A 14,912-nucleotide genomic window follows, 5' to 3' on the forward strand; every position below is an offset into this window, starting at 1 on the left:
CCGCCCCCGGTCGCGGCCCGGTATCCCCCACCCGACCCGACGCGCCCCGTACGCCCGGTCCCCACGACTTCTCGCGCCGGCCGACCGTCCGGCGCGGCCCCGGCCGCCTCCGTGCGGCCGGGAGCACCGACCATCGCCCGTCACACCCCCTCACGCAGGAGATCCGCTGTGACCATCACCCCGCCCGCACTGAGCGTCTTCGAGACCCTGGAGTCCGAGGTACGGAGCTACTGCCGCGGCTGGCCCGCCGTGTTCGACCGCGCGCAGGGCGCCCGGATGACCGACGAGGACGGCCACTCCTACCTCGACTTCTTCGCCGGGGCCGGTTCGCTGAACTACGGCCACAACAACCCGGTGCTGAAACGCGCGCTGATCGACTACATCGAGCACGACGGCGTCACCCACGGCCTGGACATGGCGACCACCGCCAAGCGCGCCTTCCTGGAGACGTTCCAGAACGTCATCCTTCGCCCGCGGGACCTGCCGTACAAGGTGATGTTCCCCGGCCCGACGGGCACCAACGCCGTGGAGTCGGCGCTGAAGCTGGCCCGTAAGGTCAAGGGCCGCGAGTCCGTCGTCTCGTTCACCAACGCCTTCCACGGCATGTCGCTGGGCTCGCTGGCCGTCACCGGCAACGCCTTCAAGCGGGCGGGCGCCGGTATCCCGCTGGTGCACGGCACCCCGATGCCGTTCGACAACTACTTCGACGGTACGGTCCCCGACTTCCTGTGGTTCGAACGGCTGCTGGAGGACCAGGGTTCCGGTCTGAACAAGCCCGCAGCCGTGATCGTGGAGACGGTCCAGGGCGAGGGCGGCATCAACGTCGCCCGCGCCGAGTGGCTGCGCGCCCTCCAGGACCTGTGCCACCGCCAGGACATGCTGCTGATCGTCGACGACATCCAGATGGGCTGCGGCCGTACCGGCGGCTTCTTCTCCTTCGAGGAGGCCGGGATCGTCCCGGACATCGTCACCCTGTCGAAGTCCATCAGCGGCTACGGCCTGCCGATGTCGCTCTGCCTGTTCAAGCCCGAGCTGGACATCTGGGAGCCGGGCGAGCACAACGGCACCTTCCGCGGCAACAACCCCGCCTTCGTCACGGCCGCCGCCGCGCTGGACGCCTACTGGGCGGACGGCCAGATGGAGAAGCAGACCCTGGCCCGCGGTGAGCAGGTCGAGCAGGCACTGCTGGCCATCTGCGCCGAGGAGCCGACCGCGCACTTCCGCGGCCGGGGCCTGGTGTGGGGCCTGGAGTTCGAGGACCCGGCGCGTGCCTCGGCGGTCTGCACCCGCGCCTTCGAGCTGGGGCTCCTGCTGGAGACCTCGGGCCCGCAGAGCGAGGTCGTCAAGCTGCTGCCGCCGCTGACCGTCACCTCCGAAGAGCTGGACGAGGGCCTGCGCACGCTGGCCCGCTGCGTCCGCGAAACGGCCTGACCCGGCACCCCCGGGCAGGCGGGAAAAGAGAGGCCCCGGGCCGCGAGGCCCGGGGCGCTGAAGAGAGAAAGGCAACCGCTCACCGTGATCGTCCGATCGTTCAAGGACATCGAGAACACCGACCGGCACGTCAAGGCCGCTTCCGGCACCTGGGAGAGCAAGCGCATCGTGCTCGCCAAGGAGAAGGTCGGCTTCTCGCTCCACGAGACCGTCCTGTACGCGGGTACGGAGACCTCGATGTGGTACGCGAACCACATCGAGGCAGTGCTGTGCACCGAGGGCGAGGCCGAGCTCACCAACGACGAGACCGGCGAGAAGCACTGGATCACCCCCGGCACGATGTACCTGCTGGACGGACATGAGCGGCACACCATGCGGCCCAAGACCGACTTCCGCTGCGTGTGCGTCTTCAACCCGCCCGTCACCGGACGGGAGGACCATGACGAGAACGGTGTCTACCCACTGCTGACCGAGGAGGGCTGAACCATGACCACCGAAGCACGCACCGATCTGTACCCCTCGCGCGGCGCCGCCGAGATGACCACTCCCCGCCAGGACCCGGTCATCTGGTCCGCGCCGGGCGCACCGGGTCCGATCGCCGCCAAGGACCTCCAGGGCTATGAGCAGGACGGATTCCTCACCGTCGACCAGCTCATCACCCCGGACGAGGTCACCGTCTACGAGGCGGAACTGAACCGGCTGGTCTCCGACCCGGCGGTCCGCGCCGACGAGCGTTCGATCATCGAGCCGAAGTCGCAGAGCGTGCGGTCCGTCTTCGAGGTCCACCGGATCAGCGAGGTCTTCGCCGCCCTGGTCCGCGACGAGCGCGTGGTGGGCCGGGCCCGCCAGATCCTCGGCTCGGACGTGTACGTCCACCAGTCCCGGATCAATGTGAAGCCGGGCTTCGGGGCCTCGGGCTTCTACTGGCACTCGGACTTCGAGACCTGGCACGCCGAGGACGGTCTGCCGAACATGCGGACCGTGTCCGTGTCGATCGCGCTGACCGAGAACTACGACACCAACGGCGGGCTGATGATCATGCCCGGTTCGCACAAGTCGTTCCTCGGCTGTGCGGGCGAGACGCCGAAGGACAACTACAAGAAGTCGCTCCAGATGCAGGACGCGGGCACCCCGTCCGACGAGGCGCTGACGAAGATGGCCGACCGCCACGGCATCAGGCTCTTCACGGGCAAGGCCGGTTCGGCGACCTGGTTCGACTGCAACGCCATGCACGGCTCGGGCGACAACATCACCCCGTACCCGCGCAGCAACGTCTTCATCGTGTTCAACAGCGTGGAGAACGCGGCGCAGGAGCCGTTCGCGGCGCCGATCCGCCGCCCCGAGTTCATCGGGGCGCGGGACTTCACCCCGGTGAAGTAGCGGTACGCGCAGGCACCACGGGGCCCGGGACGGTACGCCGTCCCGGGCCCCTGCCGCGTAACTCGCTGGACCGGAGCCGGGCAAGCGGAGAGGGTGGCGGCCATGACTTCCCGCATACGCCACATCACGATCGACTGCGCCGACGCCTACGCGCTCGGCGGCTTCTGGGCCCAGGTGCTCGGGGCGCCGCTCTCCGACGACGACTTCCCCGGCGATCCGGAGGCGCTGGTCGAAACGCCCGGCGCGGCGATCCTCTTCGTCCAGGTGGCCGAGAAGAAACAGTCCAAGAACCGGGTCCATCTGGACATCCAGCCGCAGGACCGCTCCCGGGACGAGGAGGTCGAACGGCTGCTGGCGCTCGGGGCCACGCTCGTGGGCGACCACCGCAGACCGAACGGGCGGGGGTGGGCCACGCTCGCCGATCCGGAGGGCAACGAGTTCTGTGTGGAATGCGGTGCTGCCGAGCGGGCGGCACTGAGCGGGACCCGGCTGCCGGTGACCGCCGAGGACGTGACCTCGGCGGTGCGGCTCGCGGTGGACGCGCTGGCCGGGGCCCCGGGGGACCGCTGGGACACGCCCGCCGGAACGCTGGTGTGGACGTGCTGGGAGACGGTGGAGCACCTGAGCGACGATCTCTTCGCGTACGCCGTCCAGTTGGGTCCGCGTACGCCTCCGCTGGACGGTGAGGTGCCCTACCGGTGGGCCGCCGACCGGACGGGCGGACCGGCCAACTCGGTCTTCGCCGACCGTGCGGCCGGGCCCTCCGGGCTGCTGGCCACGCTGGAGGCGAGCGGGGCGCTGCTGGCCTCGATGGTGCGGACGACGCCGCCCGAGGTGCGCTCGTACCACGGATACGGGATCTCCGATCCGGAGGGGTTCGCCGCGATGGGCGTGGTGGAGACCCTGGTGCACACGCATGACCTGGCCGAGGGCCTGGGGCTCGGGTGGGCGCCGCCCGGCGCGCTCTGCGACCGGGTGCTGGCCCGGCTCTTCCCCGACGCCCCGGCGGGCGGCGACCGGTGGACCGTACTGCTGTGGGCCACCGGTCGCGCGGAGCTGCCGGACCACCCGCGCCGCACCTCGTGGCGGTGGGACGGGCGGCCTCCGGCGGAGCGTCGGACCGCGTCCAGCGCCGGGTAGTCGGTGTGGCCCTTGGGGTCGCCGCCGAAGGAGGCCGACGGGTCGGGGGTGAAGGGGCGGGGTGAAGGGGCCCCAGGCCTTGAGCCGGGCGGGCAGGCCCGGGGGGGCTCTGGTCGGGTGCCGGGGCTGGTTCAGGCGTACGCGGCGGGCGTCAGGCCAGGACCTCCAGCACCCGGTCCACGTCTGCCTCGGTGTTGTAGAGGTGGCAGGAGATCCGCAGATTCCCGGCCGGGGCCGAGACCGCGATCCCGGCGGCCACGAGCTCGCCCTGACGGCCGTCGAGGCCCGGCACCGCGACGATCGCCGACTCCCCCGGGACGGCCTGGTGCCCGAGCTTCGCCAGCCCGGTACGCAGCCGGGCCGCGAGCCCGGTGGCGTGCGCGTGGAGCACGTCGGTGCCGACCTCCGCGAGCAGGTCCAGGGAGTGCTCGGCCCCGTGGTACGAGAGGAAGGCGGGCGGCTCGTCGAAGCCGCGGGCCGTGGGAGCCAGACGTTCCAGCGGGCCGTAGTTGCTCACCCAGGGCGCACCGGCGGACACCCAGCCCGCGAAGAGCGGCGGCAGCGTGTCCTGCGCCTCCTCGGTGACGGTCAGGAACGACGTACCCCGGGGGCAGAGCAGGAACTTGAAGCCGCCGGTGACGGTGTAGTCGTACGCCCCGGCGTCCAACGGGAGCCAGCCCGCCGCCTGGGTGGCGTCCAGCAGGGTCCGGGCGCCGTGCGCCGCGGCGGCCGCGCGGACGGCGGCGAGGTCGGCCACCCGGCCGTCGGCCGACTGCACCGCGGAGAAGGCGACGAGCGCGGTGGAGGGGCGGACGGCCGCGGCGAGGTCCGCGAGCGGGGCGTACCGCATGCGCAGATCACCGCGGAGCGCGAAGGGGCTGACAACAGAGGCGAACTCCCCCTCGGGGCAGAGGACTTCGGCCCCGGGCGGCAACGAGGCGGCGATCAGCCCGACATGGACGGTGACCGAACCGCCGGTGGCGACCCGGTCCGGCCGGACCCCGGCGAGCCGGGCGAAGCCCACCCGCGCGGCTTCCACCGCCTCGAAGCTGCCCGCCCCCACCCGCCGCCCGGCGGCGTTCTCGTCGGCAAGGGCCTTGACCGCGGCGATCGTCCGCCGGGGCAGCAGACCCCAGCTGGAGGTGTTGAGGTAGGTGACCTCGGGGGCGAACTCGGCGGCGGCCACTCGGCTGAGCGAAGAGATCGTCATGCGCCCAGCCTGGAGCCCCCTCAACCCAAAGTCAATTGACAAAAGTCAAGGGGTGCACCCAAGTCATGCTTATGGGTGGGGCTCCGTGTGGACGGACAGGAGGGCTCAGCTTCCCTGAACCTCACAGACGCCGTCCGCGTCACAGGCCGCCGCGTCCCCGCCGACGGCGGTCAGCCCCGTGTCCGGGCGGTCCTTCCAGGCCTGCTCCAGCGCCTGGACGAAGACCTCGGACGGCTGGCCGCCGGAGATCCCGTAGCGCCGGTCCAGCACGAAGAACGGCACGGCGTTGGCGCCCAGTTCGGCCGCCTCGCGCTCGTCGGTGCGGACCTCGTCGGCGTACGCCCCGGGGTCGGCGAGCACCGCGCGGGCCTCGTCGGCGTCGAGTCCGGCCTCCACCGCGAGGGCGAGAAGCACCTCGTCGTCGAAGACGGAACGCTCCTCGGCGAAGTTCGCCCGGTAGGCGAGGGTCAGCAGCTCGTCCTGACGGCCCCGGGCCTTGGCCAGGTGCAGCAGCCGGTGGATGTCGAAGGTGCTGCCGTGGTCACGGCCCTCGGTGCGGTAGCCGAGCCCCTCGGACCGCGCGCTGGCCGCGACGTTCGCCTCCATCGCGGCGGCTTCCTCGCGGGTGCGGCCGTACTTCTCGGCCAGCATGTCGATCACCGGCGCGGTGTCGCCCTTGGCCCTGCCGGGGTCGAGCTCGAAGGAGCGGTGCACGATCTCGACCTCGTCCCGGTGGGCGAACTCGGCGAGGCCCTTCTCGAAGCGGGCCTTACCGATGTAGCACCAGGGACAGGCGATGTCCGACCAGATCTCGACGCGCATGACTCTTCTGCTCTCCAGGGCTCGTGGGGGGGGCGGAGGGGGCCTCCGCGGATCAGGTCACCGGTGCGAACACCGAACCGCACCGGGTGATTCCCGCACCGCCCGCTCCTCCCCCGCCCCCGCCGTCAGGCGCGGCCCCCGCCGACCCGGCGGGGCAGCCCCAGCGGGTTGGCCTCGCGCAGTTCCGGCGGGAGGAGCGCTTCGGGGGTGGACTGGTACGTCACCGGGCGCAGCCAGCGTTCGATCGCCGTGGCGCCGACCGAGGTGGCGGTGGACGTGGTTGCCGGGTAGGGGCCGCCGTGGTGCTGGGCGGGGGCGACGGCCACGCCGGTCGGCCAGCCGTTGACCAGGATGCGGCCCGCGAGCGGGGTGAGGGTGGCGAGGAGGCGGGCCGCGTCGGGGTCCGGGGCTTCGGTCGCGGTGTGGAGGGCGGCGGTGAGGTTCCCGGGGAGGCGGGCGAGGACGGCGGCGACTTCGTCCCTGGAGGCGTACCGGGCGATCACGGTGACCGGGCCGAAGCACTCCTCCAGCAGCGCGTCGTGCGGGCCCTCCGCGGTCAGCCGCGCGGCCGGAACGGTGAGGAACCCGGCGGAGACGGTGTGCTCCCCGCCCGCACCGGGGGTGACGGGGGCCTCGACGTCCGGGAGCGCGGCCCGTTCGCGTACGCCGGTGACGAAGGCGTCCCGGATGCGGTGGTCGAGCATCACCCCGGAGCCGGTGGAGCTGACCGTCTCGGTGAGGGTCTTCAGCAGCCGGTCGCCCGCCGCGCCCTCGGGGACCAGGACGAAGCCGGGCTTGGTGCAGAACTGGCCGACGCCCAGGGTCATCGAGCCGCCGAGCCAACCTGCTCGCGCGGGTTCCCCGTCCGGGGGTCGACGCTCCAGACTGGTCCTGCGCTCCCTGTGCTCACCGTGTTCCTCCCGGTCCTGGGCCGCACACCAGGAACGTTCGGTATTCTGAACAGAGTTCCTGGTCGTGAATGTGCTGGGACTCTATTTCCGGGCGTTCCGTGTTGGCAATCGTCCGTGCCGCCCGTCGTGGCGGCAGCCGTGGTGACAAGCTTTTCGAAGGGGGCGAGGGCGATGTCGGTCGCCGAGTCCGGTGGAGCGCAGGTCAAATCCGCGGTGCGGACGGTGGAGCTCCTCGAATACTTCGCGGGTCGGCCCGGCATGCACTCGCTCGCCGCCGTGCAGGAGGCCGTCGGCTATCCCAAGTCCAGCCTCTACATGCTGCTGCGCACCCTGGTCGAGCTGGGCTGGGTGGAGACGGACGCGACGGGCACGCGGTACGGGATCGGGGTGCGCGCCCTGCTGGTGGGCACTTCGTACATCGACGGCGACGAGGTCGTGGCCGCCGCCCGGCCCACCTTGGACCGGCTCTCCGACGACACCACGGAGACCATCCACCTGGCCCGCCTCGACGGCACGAACGTGGTCTACCTCGCCACCCGCCAGTCCCAGCACTATCTGCGCCCCTTCACCCGGGTCGGCCGCAGGCTGCCCGCCCACTCCACCTCGCTCGGCAAGGCGCTGCTCGCCACCCACAGCGACGAGCAGGTCCGCAAGATGCTGCCCGAGACGCTGCCCGCGCTGACCGAACACACCATCACCGACCGCGAGAAGCTGATCGAGGAGCTCCGCCTGGTCCGCGAGCAGGGGTACGCGGTCGACCGCGAGGAGAACACCGTCGGCCTGCGCTGCTTCGGCGTGGCGATCCCCTACCGGACGCCCGCGCGCGACGCGGTCAGCTGCTCGGTGCCGGTCGCCCGGCTCACCCCCGGGCACGAACAGACGGTCAAGGACGCCCTGTTCGACGCCCGGGACCGGCTCGCGCTCGCCACCCGGAGGCTCTGATGACCGAGATCTCCCTGCGCGCGGTGGAGGACGGCGATCTGCCGCTGTTCTTCGCCTGGATGAGCGACCCCGCGGCCACCCGCGTCGCCGCGTTCACCCCGGAGGACCCCACCGACCGCGCCGCCTTCGACGCCCACTGGGCGCGGCTGCGCGCCGGGGCCGGCGGGGTGGTGATGCGCACGGTGGTGGCCGACGGTTCGGTGGTGGGCCATGTCGGGGCGTACGGCACCGACGACGACCGGCAGGTCACGTACTGGATCGGCCGTGCGCACTGGGGCCGGGGACTGGCGACGGCCGCCCTGCGGGCGTTCCTCGACGAGACGCCCACGCGGCCGCTGCACGCGCGGGCGGCGGCCGACAACCTAGGCTCGCGCCGGGTGCTGGAGAAGTGCGGCTTCGTGGTGACCGGCACGGACCGCGGGTTCGCCCGCGCCCGGGGCGAGGAGATCGACGAGGTGCTGGTGACGCTCCGGGGATAGGGCTCAGGGCGGGAGGCTCTCTCCCCCGGATGGCGGAGGCGGATCGTCGCCGGGCAGGACGTGCGGGGCACGGCCGGCGCGGGAGCGTGGAGCCATGACAGCGAACCGGCCCTCCGCAGCGCCCCCTCCCGTCCAGCACCGCGCCGGGACGGGCAAGACACCCTCGTACCGCACCGCACCGCCCGAGACGCCCCCGTACCGCATCAGCAGAGCGCGCGTCGTGCTCCGGGCGGTCGCCATGGTGTCCTGTCTGCCCTACATCGCGCTCAAGGTCGCCTGGATGGCGGGCAGTCAGCTCGGTATCCCGGACGGCAGCGCGCTGCTCGACGGCGGCACCACGCTGCGCGTCGCCAACGGGGCCACCGTGCTGATGGACGGCGCCGTCATCGTCCTCGCTCTGCTGCTCACCCGGCCCTGGGGCAAGCGGGTGCCGGCCTGGCTGCTGGTGCTGCCGATGTGGGTGGCGAGCGGTCTGCTGCTGCCGATCATGACGGGCTTCCCGATCCAGATGGCCCTTGGACTCTTCGGCGGTGGCGACGGGCGGCCGGTCGGCGAGGGGAACTCCGACGCGTTCCTGGACCCGTGGGTCTTCGGTGTCGTCTACGGCGGCTTCATCGTCCAGGGCCTCGCCCTCGGCAGCCTCTTCGCGCTGTACGCCAGGGAGCGCTGGGGCCACCTGTGGCAGGGGAGGCTGCGGGATCTGCCGGACAGCCCGACCACGCCCGCCCTGCGCGCGACCGCCGTCGCCGTCGCTGGGGCGGCCCTTCTCCCCGGCGTCACGCACCTGTTGTGGCTCTCCGGTTCGACCGCCGGGCTCAACCCGGGCCGGGCCGCGGCCCGCACCAGCGATTTCTACGTCCTGGAAGCCGTCAGCCTGCTCTTCGTGGTGGCCACCGTCGTCGGGGTGCTCCTGCTCGCCTTCCGGCGTACCGGCCGCCTCTCCCTGCGGCTGCCGCTCGTCCTGGCCTGGGCCGGTTCGGCGGCCACGGCCTGCTGGGGCGGCTGGTTGAGCGTCACCGGGCTGATCGGCGCGGGCGAAGCGGCGGACCGGCCGATGCCGGCGACGACGACGGTCTACGCTGTCCAGATGCTGGCCGGGGCGCTCGTCATGACACTTGGCGCGTACTTCTTCGCGGAGCGCGCGGCGGCTTCCGCGCTGCCCGCGGCCGCCGATGCCCCTGCCCCGCCGTCCGACAGCCGGGTGTCATGAGGGCGGTCGCCCCGCTGTTCGGCCGGCGGGCGCGGCTGCGCTGGCTGCATCTGATCATCGGCGGCGCGCTGCTGATGCCGTACTTCCTGGTCAGCACGGTCCTGGTCGGCATGGCGAGCGGTGGGGAACAGCTCCTCTCCTCGCTGCCCGCCCAGTTCGTCGCGTTCGCCCTCGCCCTGCCGATGGCGGCGGTCACCGGCTTCTTCGCCCTGGTCCGGCCGCTGTCCGTGGCCGCCGCCCGCGCCCTGTGCGGGGTCCCGCCCGCCCTGCTGGCCGACGGGCCCGCCCGGACCCGGCAGGCCCGGGTGCGTGCGGCCGGCTGGTACACCCTGCATCTGGCGCTCGGCGGGATCGTCAGCGGGATCACGCTGGCACTGCCGCCGTTCGCGGTGACGGTGGCCGCCCTGCCGTTCTTCGCGGGGCTGCGCGACACCTGGCTGTACGGCGGGCCCGATGCGCTGCGGGAGCCGTGGGCCCTGGCCTTCGCGCCGCTCGCCGGGCTCGCGATGCTGGTGGCGATGGCGCTGGTCGCGGCGGCGGCCGGGGAGCTGCTGGCCCGACGGGCCCCGGCTCTGCTGGGGCCGACCCCCGAGGACCGGCTGGCCGCCGCCGAGCGCCGGGCCGCGGACCTGGCGGTGCGCAACCGGCTCGCCCGGGAGCTGCACGACTCGGTGGGCCACGCGCTGAGTGCCGTGACCCTTCAGGCGGGGGCGGCGCGCCGGGTCCTGGACCGCGATCCGGAGTTCGTCCGCGAGGCGCTGACCGCCATCGAGGAGACGACACGGCGGACGGTCGGCGAGCTGGACTCGGTACTGGGGCTGCTGAGGCGGGACGGAGAGCCGGACGAGGGCGGGGAAGCGGCTTACGGGCCGGGGCTGGACGCGCTGGACGGGCTGCTGGCGCACTGCGGGGTACCGGTGGCGTACGAGCGGGAGGGCGATCCCGGTGCCCCGGACAACGTGGACCCGGCGGTCTCGCGGGAGGCGTACCGGATCGTCCAGGAGGGGCTGAGCAACGCCCTGCGGCACGGCGGGGGCGGCCCGTCCCCCGTGCGGCTGCTGATCGCGATACGGGAGAGGGAGCTGGAGATCGTGGTGGAGAACCCGGTGGGCGAGCGGCCCGCCGTCGTGCGGCCCGGAGGCGGCCGCGGGCTGCGCGGCATCGCGGAGCGGGCCGTCCTGCTGGGCGGCCGGACGGAGGCGGGTCCGTACGACGGCGGCTGGCGGCTGACCGCCCGGCTGCCTCTGGCGGCCGGGCGTACGACCGACGGACATGCGGAGGAACAGCGATGAGCGAGGCTCCGGTACGGGTGGTGCTGGCGGACGACGAGCGGATGGTGCGTACGGCGCTGCGCGCGATCCTGGACGCCGAGGAGGGCATCGAGGTCGTCGGGGAGGCCACCACTGGTGCGGAGGCCGTCTCCGTGGTGCGGGAGCTGCGGCCCGACGTGGTGCTGATGGACGTGCGGATGCCGGAGATCGACGGCATCCGGGCCACCCAGCAGATCCTCGCCACGCTGGAGGACCCGCCGAGGATCGTCGTCGTGACGACCTTCGAGAACGACGCGTACGTGTACGAGGCCCTGCACGCCGGAGCGGCCGGGTTCCTGCTGAAGCGGGTCGCGGCCGAGGAGCTGGTGCAGGCGGTGCGCCTGGTGGCGTGCGGCGACTCGCTCCTCTACCCGGCGGCGGTACGCACGCTGGCCGCCGAGCACGCCGCGCGGCAGGCGCCCGGGGCCCCGGCGTGGGTGGCGAGGCTGACCGGGCGGGAGGCGGACGTACTGCGGCTGATGGCGGCGGGGCTGACCAACGCGGAGATCGCGGAGCAGCTCGCAGTGGGCCCGGCGACGGCGAAGACCCATGTGGCGTCGGTCCTCGCGAAGACCGGCGCCCGGGACCGTACGCAGGCGGTCATCGCGGCGTACGAGTCCGGCTTCATCACCCCGGGCTGAGCGGCGGCCCCCGTGCACCGCGTGAGAAATCGGTGAGAAGGGGCACGTGGGGGAACGGCCGGAACCGACCCGCTCGTCCCTCCAACGGGATGAACAAGACAATCAGGCGCGCTTCGGCCTTCTGCCTGCTCATGGTGCTCGCCCTGCTGGTGCGGGCGACATGGGTGCAGGGCTACCAGGCCAAGGCGCTCGCAGACGACGAGCACAACCGGCGGAACACCATCGCGCAGTACGCGCAGCCGCTCGGGGACATCATCGTGGCCGGTTCGCCGGTCACCGGATCGAAGGGGACCAGTGGCGGCGACCTCCGGTACAAGAGGACCTACCCGCAGGGCGAGCTCTATGCGGCCGTGACGGGCTACAGCTCGCAGGCGTACGGCGCGACCCAGCTCGAAGGCATCTACAGCGACGTCCTGGACGGCACGGACGACCGCCTGAAGAACCCCAAGGACCTGCTCACCGGCGAGCAGGCCACCCCGGGCAACGTCCTGACCACCATCGACCCGGGCGTCCAGAAGGCGGCCTACGAGGCGCTCGGCGACGACAAGGGCGCGGCGGTGGCCATCGATCCGAAGACCGGGCGCATCCTGGGCATGGTCTCCACACCCTCGTACGACCCCTCGACGATCAGCGGTACGGGAGACGGCGACGCTTGGAAGAAGCTGCTGGACGACCCGGACAAGCCGCTGGTCAACCGGGCGCTGCGGCAGCCGCTGGCGCCGGGCTCGACGTTCAAGCTGGTGGTCGCGGCGGCGGCGCTGGAGAACGGGCTGTACGGCTCGGTCGACGAGGCGACCAGGAGCCCCGACCCGTACACCCTTCCCGGCACCACCACCGTCCTCCGCAACGAGAACGCCTCCGCCCCCTGCGAGAACGCGACCCTGCGCACCGCGCTCCGCTACTCCTGCAACAACGTCTTCGCGAAGGCGGCCGCCGACCTCGGCCAGGACAAGGTCAAGGAGATGGCCGACGCGTTCGGGTTCGACACCGAGAAGCTGGACGTCCCGGTGCGGGCCGCGAAGAGCGTCTACCCGACCGGTATGGACAAGGCCCAGACAGCCCTGACGGGCATCGGCCAGTTCGAGGTCACCGCGACCCCGCTCCAGATGGCGATGGTCACCTCGGCCCTGGCCAACGGCGGTGAGCTGGCCGCGCCGCACATGGTGTCCCAGGTGACGGACGGGGACGGCACCGTACTGGAGGAGACCGGCGACGGCGACACTAAGCGCGTGGTGAAGGAGTCGACCGCCGAGCAGCTGCGCAGTGCGATGGTGACGGTCGTCGAGGAGGGCACCGGCACCAACGCCCGGATTCCCGGAGCCGAGGTCGGCGGGAAGACGGGGACCGCGCAGAACGGCGTGGACAACAGCAACACCCCGTACGCCTGGTTCACCTCGTACGCGAAGGACGACCGCAGCGGCAAGGAGGTCGCGGTCGCGGTGATCGTCGAGGACTCCGGATCGGCGCGCTCCGAGGTGAGCGGCAACGGCCTGGCCGCACCGATCGCGCAGAAGATGATGAAGGCGGCGCTGGAGCGGTGAAGGCAACGGGTACGGGGGGGGGCGGCGGCCGGGGCGCATCGCGCAGCGGCTCCCGTGCCCCCAGCGCCTCTTAGCGCCTCCCAGGGCATCCGTTCCTAGGGCATCCGCCCGATGCCACCGGACCGTCTTACTCCGCAGCATGAGCCGCACACGGCCCGCGGCCTGCGCCGCACGGCGCGGGCGCGGAGCGCGGGGACGGAGGGAGCGGAGGCATGGGCGGTCCGGCGGTGGTGCGGGTCCTGCGGGACCGGACGGCGGCGCGTTGTCTGGCGGGGGTGGTCATCTCCGGATTCGGTACGTCGGCGATGTGGCTCACGGCCGGGATCTGGGTCAAGTCGCTGACCGGGTCGAACAGTCTGGCGGCGCTGACCGTGTTCGCGTTGTGGGCCCCGGCGCTGGCCGGGCCCGCGCTCGGCGCGCTCGCCGACCGGCTGCCCCGGAAGGCGTTGCTGGTCCGGGTGAATCTGGCGCTGGCCTGCCTGCTGGGCGCGCTGGTGCTGGTGGACTCGGTCCGGAGCGTCTGGCTGGTCTTCGTTGTGCTGGTGCCCTACGGGGCGGGCGGGGTCCTCCTCGACGCGGCGGAGTCGGCGCTCGTCGCACGGGCCGTGGGCGCGGAGCTGCTGGCGGACTTCAACGGGCTGCGCATGACGGCCAACGAGGGCATGAAGCTGATCGCCCCGCTGGCGGGCGCGGGGCTGTACGCACGGTTCGGCGGCCCTGCGGTGGCGCTGCTGGACGCGGTGACGTGCGCGCTGGCGGCCCTGGTCTTCGCCCGCCTGCCGGTACGGGAGGCTCCGCGGGCCCCGGCGGAACCGGGGTCGTGGCGTGGCGAACTCGCCGCCGGGCTGCGGCGGATACGCGCGTCGCCGGTGCTGTGCCCACTGGTGGCGGCCGGGGCGGCGACGATGCTGCTGGCGGGGATGAACGGGGCGATGACGTACGCCTACGTCGACGAGGTGCTCGGCCGGGCCCCGGCGTACACGGGGGTGCTGTACGCGGTGCAGGGCGCCGGTTCGGTGGCGGTGGGTGTGCTGGCGGGACCGCTGCTGCGCCGACTGCCGGAGCGGGTGTTCGCGGCGGGCGGGATGGCGTTGTTCGCGCTGGCGGTGGGGGCCCGGGCGGTGCCTGGGGACGCGGTGGCCATGGCGGCGAGCGCGGCGATCGGGTTCGGGCTGCCGTGCGTCCTGATCGCGGCGACGGTGGCGGTGCAGCGGGAGACCCCGGACGCGGTGCTGGGGCGGACGGCGGCGACGGCGAGCTCCCTGATGACGGCGCCGAACGCGGTGGCCCTGGCACTGGGGGCGGGGCTCGTCGCGGTGGTGGACGTGCGGGTGCTGACGGCGGTGGCCGGGGCGGCGGGGGTGGTGGCCGCGGTGGTGCTGGTGCGGCATCGCGCGGCGGGGGCCGGGGCAGAGAACTCCGTATGACCACTCCCCCGGCCGAGGCGCTCGGTTACCGGCCGCGGGACGATTCGGAGCCGTACGCGGCGAGGCTGGTGGCCGAGCAGGGCGAGCCGGACCCCGGCGATCCGGCCCACTCCCGGGTCGGCGGCCACTTCGTGACCGACCCGCCGATCCGGCCGCGCTGAGAGGCCCGCGAAAGGGCGGCCGACGGAAAACGGCGCGACGCGGGGACGTCCGGGCGGGCACGATACGGGCATGCCGAGACCTTCCGGATTCCAGTACGAACAGCACGGCGACTCCTCCGTCACCATCACCCACCACGGCCGCCCGGCGGGAACCCTGCGCGGCAGCCGCGCGGAGAAGTTCCTGGCCGAGGTGGTGTCCGGCGACGCGCAGCTGGTGATGGCGCGCTGGACCGGCGCGTACAAGCACGGCAACGAACGCATGGCCCGCAACCACCCGCGCAATCGCCGCTGAGACGTGAAGGGGAGA

Annotated in this window: 15 protein-coding genes and 1 pseudogene; 13 read left to right on the forward strand and 3 right to left on the reverse strand. The window is 72.9% G+C overall.

Annotation, left to right across the window (positions count from 1 at the left end):
- The first annotated feature begins 168 nt into the window (after positions 1-168).
- The 4 genes from ectB (at position 169) to RI138_RS05765 (ending at position 3,951) form a co-directional block, all read left to right on the forward strand.
- On the forward strand, positions 169-1,431 hold the full coding sequence (gene ectB, locus RI138_RS05750; protein ID WP_311119020.1) for a diaminobutyrate--2-oxoglutarate transaminase: 1,263 nt from the start codon (positions 169-171) through the stop codon (positions 1,429-1,431).
- An 84-nt stretch (positions 1,432-1,515) separates the two neighbouring features.
- A complete protein-coding gene (locus RI138_RS05755) occupies positions 1,516-1,914 on the forward strand; it encodes an ectoine synthase (protein ID WP_096628138.1) in 399 nt (132 codons plus the stop codon).
- A gap of 3 nt (positions 1,915-1,917) precedes the next feature.
- Positions 1,918-2,811 (forward strand): ectoine hydroxylase, encoded by an 894-nt coding sequence (gene thpD / locus RI138_RS05760; RefSeq protein ID WP_096628136.1) that lies wholly within the window; start codon positions 1,918-1,920, stop codon positions 2,809-2,811.
- 102 nt (positions 2,812-2,913) lie between these two features.
- Complete coding sequence (locus RI138_RS05765) at positions 2,914-3,951, forward strand: VOC family protein (RefSeq protein WP_311119021.1); 1,038 nt, start codon at positions 2,914-2,916, stop codon at positions 3,949-3,951.
- Between the two features lie 151 nt (positions 3,952-4,102).
- Here RI138_RS05765 and RI138_RS05770 read toward each other — a convergent pair whose 3' ends face one another.
- From RI138_RS05770 to RI138_RS05780, 3 genes and pseudogenes are all read right to left on the reverse strand, one after another.
- A complete protein-coding gene (locus RI138_RS05770) occupies positions 4,103-5,161 on the reverse strand; it encodes an aminotransferase class V-fold PLP-dependent enzyme (RefSeq protein WP_311119022.1) in 1,059 nt (352 codons plus the stop codon).
- 105 nt (positions 5,162-5,266) lie between these two features.
- On the reverse strand, positions 5,267-5,983 hold the full coding sequence (locus RI138_RS05775) for a DsbA family oxidoreductase (protein ID WP_311119023.1): 717 nt from the start codon (positions 5,981-5,983) through the stop codon (positions 5,267-5,269).
- A 125-nt stretch (positions 5,984-6,108) separates the two neighbouring features.
- Positions 6,109-6,822, reverse strand: a pseudogene (locus tag RI138_RS05780) (aldehyde dehydrogenase family protein); the annotation flags it as partial.
- A 243-nt stretch (positions 6,823-7,065) separates the two neighbouring features.
- On the opposite strand from RI138_RS05780, the gene RI138_RS05785 reads away from it, so the two are divergent.
- The 9 genes from RI138_RS05785 (at position 7,066) to RI138_RS05825 (ending at position 14,897) form a co-directional block, all read left to right on the forward strand.
- Positions 7,066-7,836, forward strand: a complete 771-nt coding sequence (locus RI138_RS05785; protein WP_311119024.1) for an IclR family transcriptional regulator — start codon at positions 7,066-7,068, stop codon at positions 7,834-7,836.
- Entirely contained in the window at positions 7,836-8,315 is a 480-nt protein-coding gene (locus RI138_RS05790) for a GNAT family N-acetyltransferase (RefSeq protein WP_311119025.1), read from the forward strand. The genes RI138_RS05785 and RI138_RS05790 overlap by 1 nt, the downstream gene beginning before the upstream one ends.
- Positions 8,316-8,409: 94 nt before the next feature.
- Positions 8,410-9,525 carry a hypothetical protein gene (locus RI138_RS05795; RefSeq protein WP_398862440.1) on the forward strand — a complete coding sequence of 372 codons (1,116 nt, stop codon included), beginning with the start codon at positions 8,410-8,412 and terminating at the stop codon, positions 9,523-9,525.
- Entirely contained in the window at positions 9,522-10,817 is a 1,296-nt protein-coding gene (locus RI138_RS05800) for a sensor histidine kinase (protein ID WP_311119026.1), read from the forward strand. Before RI138_RS05795 ends, RI138_RS05800 begins: the two co-directional genes overlap by 4 nt.
- On the forward strand, positions 10,814-11,476 hold the full coding sequence (locus tag RI138_RS05805; RefSeq protein ID WP_311119027.1) for a response regulator transcription factor: 663 nt from the start codon (positions 10,814-10,816) through the stop codon (positions 11,474-11,476). The genes RI138_RS05800 and RI138_RS05805 overlap by 4 nt, the downstream gene beginning before the upstream one ends.
- Positions 11,477-11,565: 89 nt before the next feature.
- On the forward strand, positions 11,566-13,017 hold the full coding sequence (locus tag RI138_RS05810) for a peptidoglycan D,D-transpeptidase FtsI family protein (RefSeq protein WP_311119028.1): 1,452 nt from the start codon (positions 11,566-11,568) through the stop codon (positions 13,015-13,017).
- A 212-nt stretch (positions 13,018-13,229) separates the two neighbouring features.
- Positions 13,230-14,444 (forward strand): MFS transporter, encoded by a 1,215-nt coding sequence (locus RI138_RS05815; protein WP_311119029.1) that lies wholly within the window; start codon positions 13,230-13,232, stop codon positions 14,442-14,444.
- Positions 14,441-14,605, forward strand: coding sequence for a hypothetical protein (locus RI138_RS05820; RefSeq protein ID WP_311119030.1), 165 nt, complete (start codon positions 14,441-14,443; stop codon positions 14,603-14,605). Before RI138_RS05815 ends, RI138_RS05820 begins: the two co-directional genes overlap by 4 nt.
- A gap of 70 nt (positions 14,606-14,675) precedes the next feature.
- Positions 14,676-14,897 (forward strand): hypothetical protein, encoded by a 222-nt coding sequence (locus RI138_RS05825; RefSeq protein ID WP_096628121.1) that lies wholly within the window; start codon positions 14,676-14,678, stop codon positions 14,895-14,897.
- The last annotated feature ends 15 nt before the right edge of the window (positions 14,898-14,912 follow it).

Source organism: Streptomyces durocortorensis (assembly GCF_031760065.1).
Classification (GTDB): Bacteria; Actinomycetota; Actinomycetes; order Streptomycetales; family Streptomycetaceae; genus Streptomyces.

Bases quoted from the DNA above. Each gene is read 5' to 3' on its own strand.
- thpD (WP_096628136.1), top strand. From the start codon at position 1,918: ATGACCACCGAAGCACGCACCGATCTGTACCCCTCGCGCGGCGCCGCC.
- RI138_RS05765 (WP_311119021.1), top strand. From the start codon at position 2,914: ATGACTTCCCGCATACGCCACATCACGATCGACTGCGCCGACGCCTAC.
- RI138_RS05770 (WP_311119022.1), bottom strand. From the start codon at position 5,161: ATGACGATCTCTTCGCTCAGCCGAGTGGCCGCCGCCGAGTTCGCCCCC.
- RI138_RS05775 (WP_311119023.1), bottom strand. From the start codon at position 5,983: ATGCGCGTCGAGATCTGGTCGGACATCGCCTGTCCCTGGTGCTACATC.
- RI138_RS05785 (WP_311119024.1), top strand. From the start codon at position 7,066: ATGTCGGTCGCCGAGTCCGGTGGAGCGCAGGTCAAATCCGCGGTGCGG.
- RI138_RS05790 (WP_311119025.1), top strand. From the start codon at position 7,836: ATGACCGAGATCTCCCTGCGCGCGGTGGAGGACGGCGATCTGCCGCTG.
- RI138_RS05795 (WP_398862440.1), top strand. From the start codon at position 8,410: ATGACAGCGAACCGGCCCTCCGCAGCGCCCCCTCCCGTCCAGCACCGC.
- RI138_RS05800 (WP_311119026.1), top strand. From the start codon at position 9,522: ATGAGGGCGGTCGCCCCGCTGTTCGGCCGGCGGGCGCGGCTGCGCTGG.
- RI138_RS05805 (WP_311119027.1), top strand. From the start codon at position 10,814: ATGAGCGAGGCTCCGGTACGGGTGGTGCTGGCGGACGACGAGCGGATG.
- RI138_RS05810 (WP_311119028.1), top strand. From the start codon at position 11,566: ATGAACAAGACAATCAGGCGCGCTTCGGCCTTCTGCCTGCTCATGGTG.
- RI138_RS05815 (WP_311119029.1), top strand. From the start codon at position 13,230: ATGGGCGGTCCGGCGGTGGTGCGGGTCCTGCGGGACCGGACGGCGGCG.
- RI138_RS05820 (WP_311119030.1), top strand. From the start codon at position 14,441: ATGACCACTCCCCCGGCCGAGGCGCTCGGTTACCGGCCGCGGGACGAT.
- RI138_RS05825 (WP_096628121.1), top strand. From the start codon at position 14,676: ATGCCGAGACCTTCCGGATTCCAGTACGAACAGCACGGCGACTCCTCC.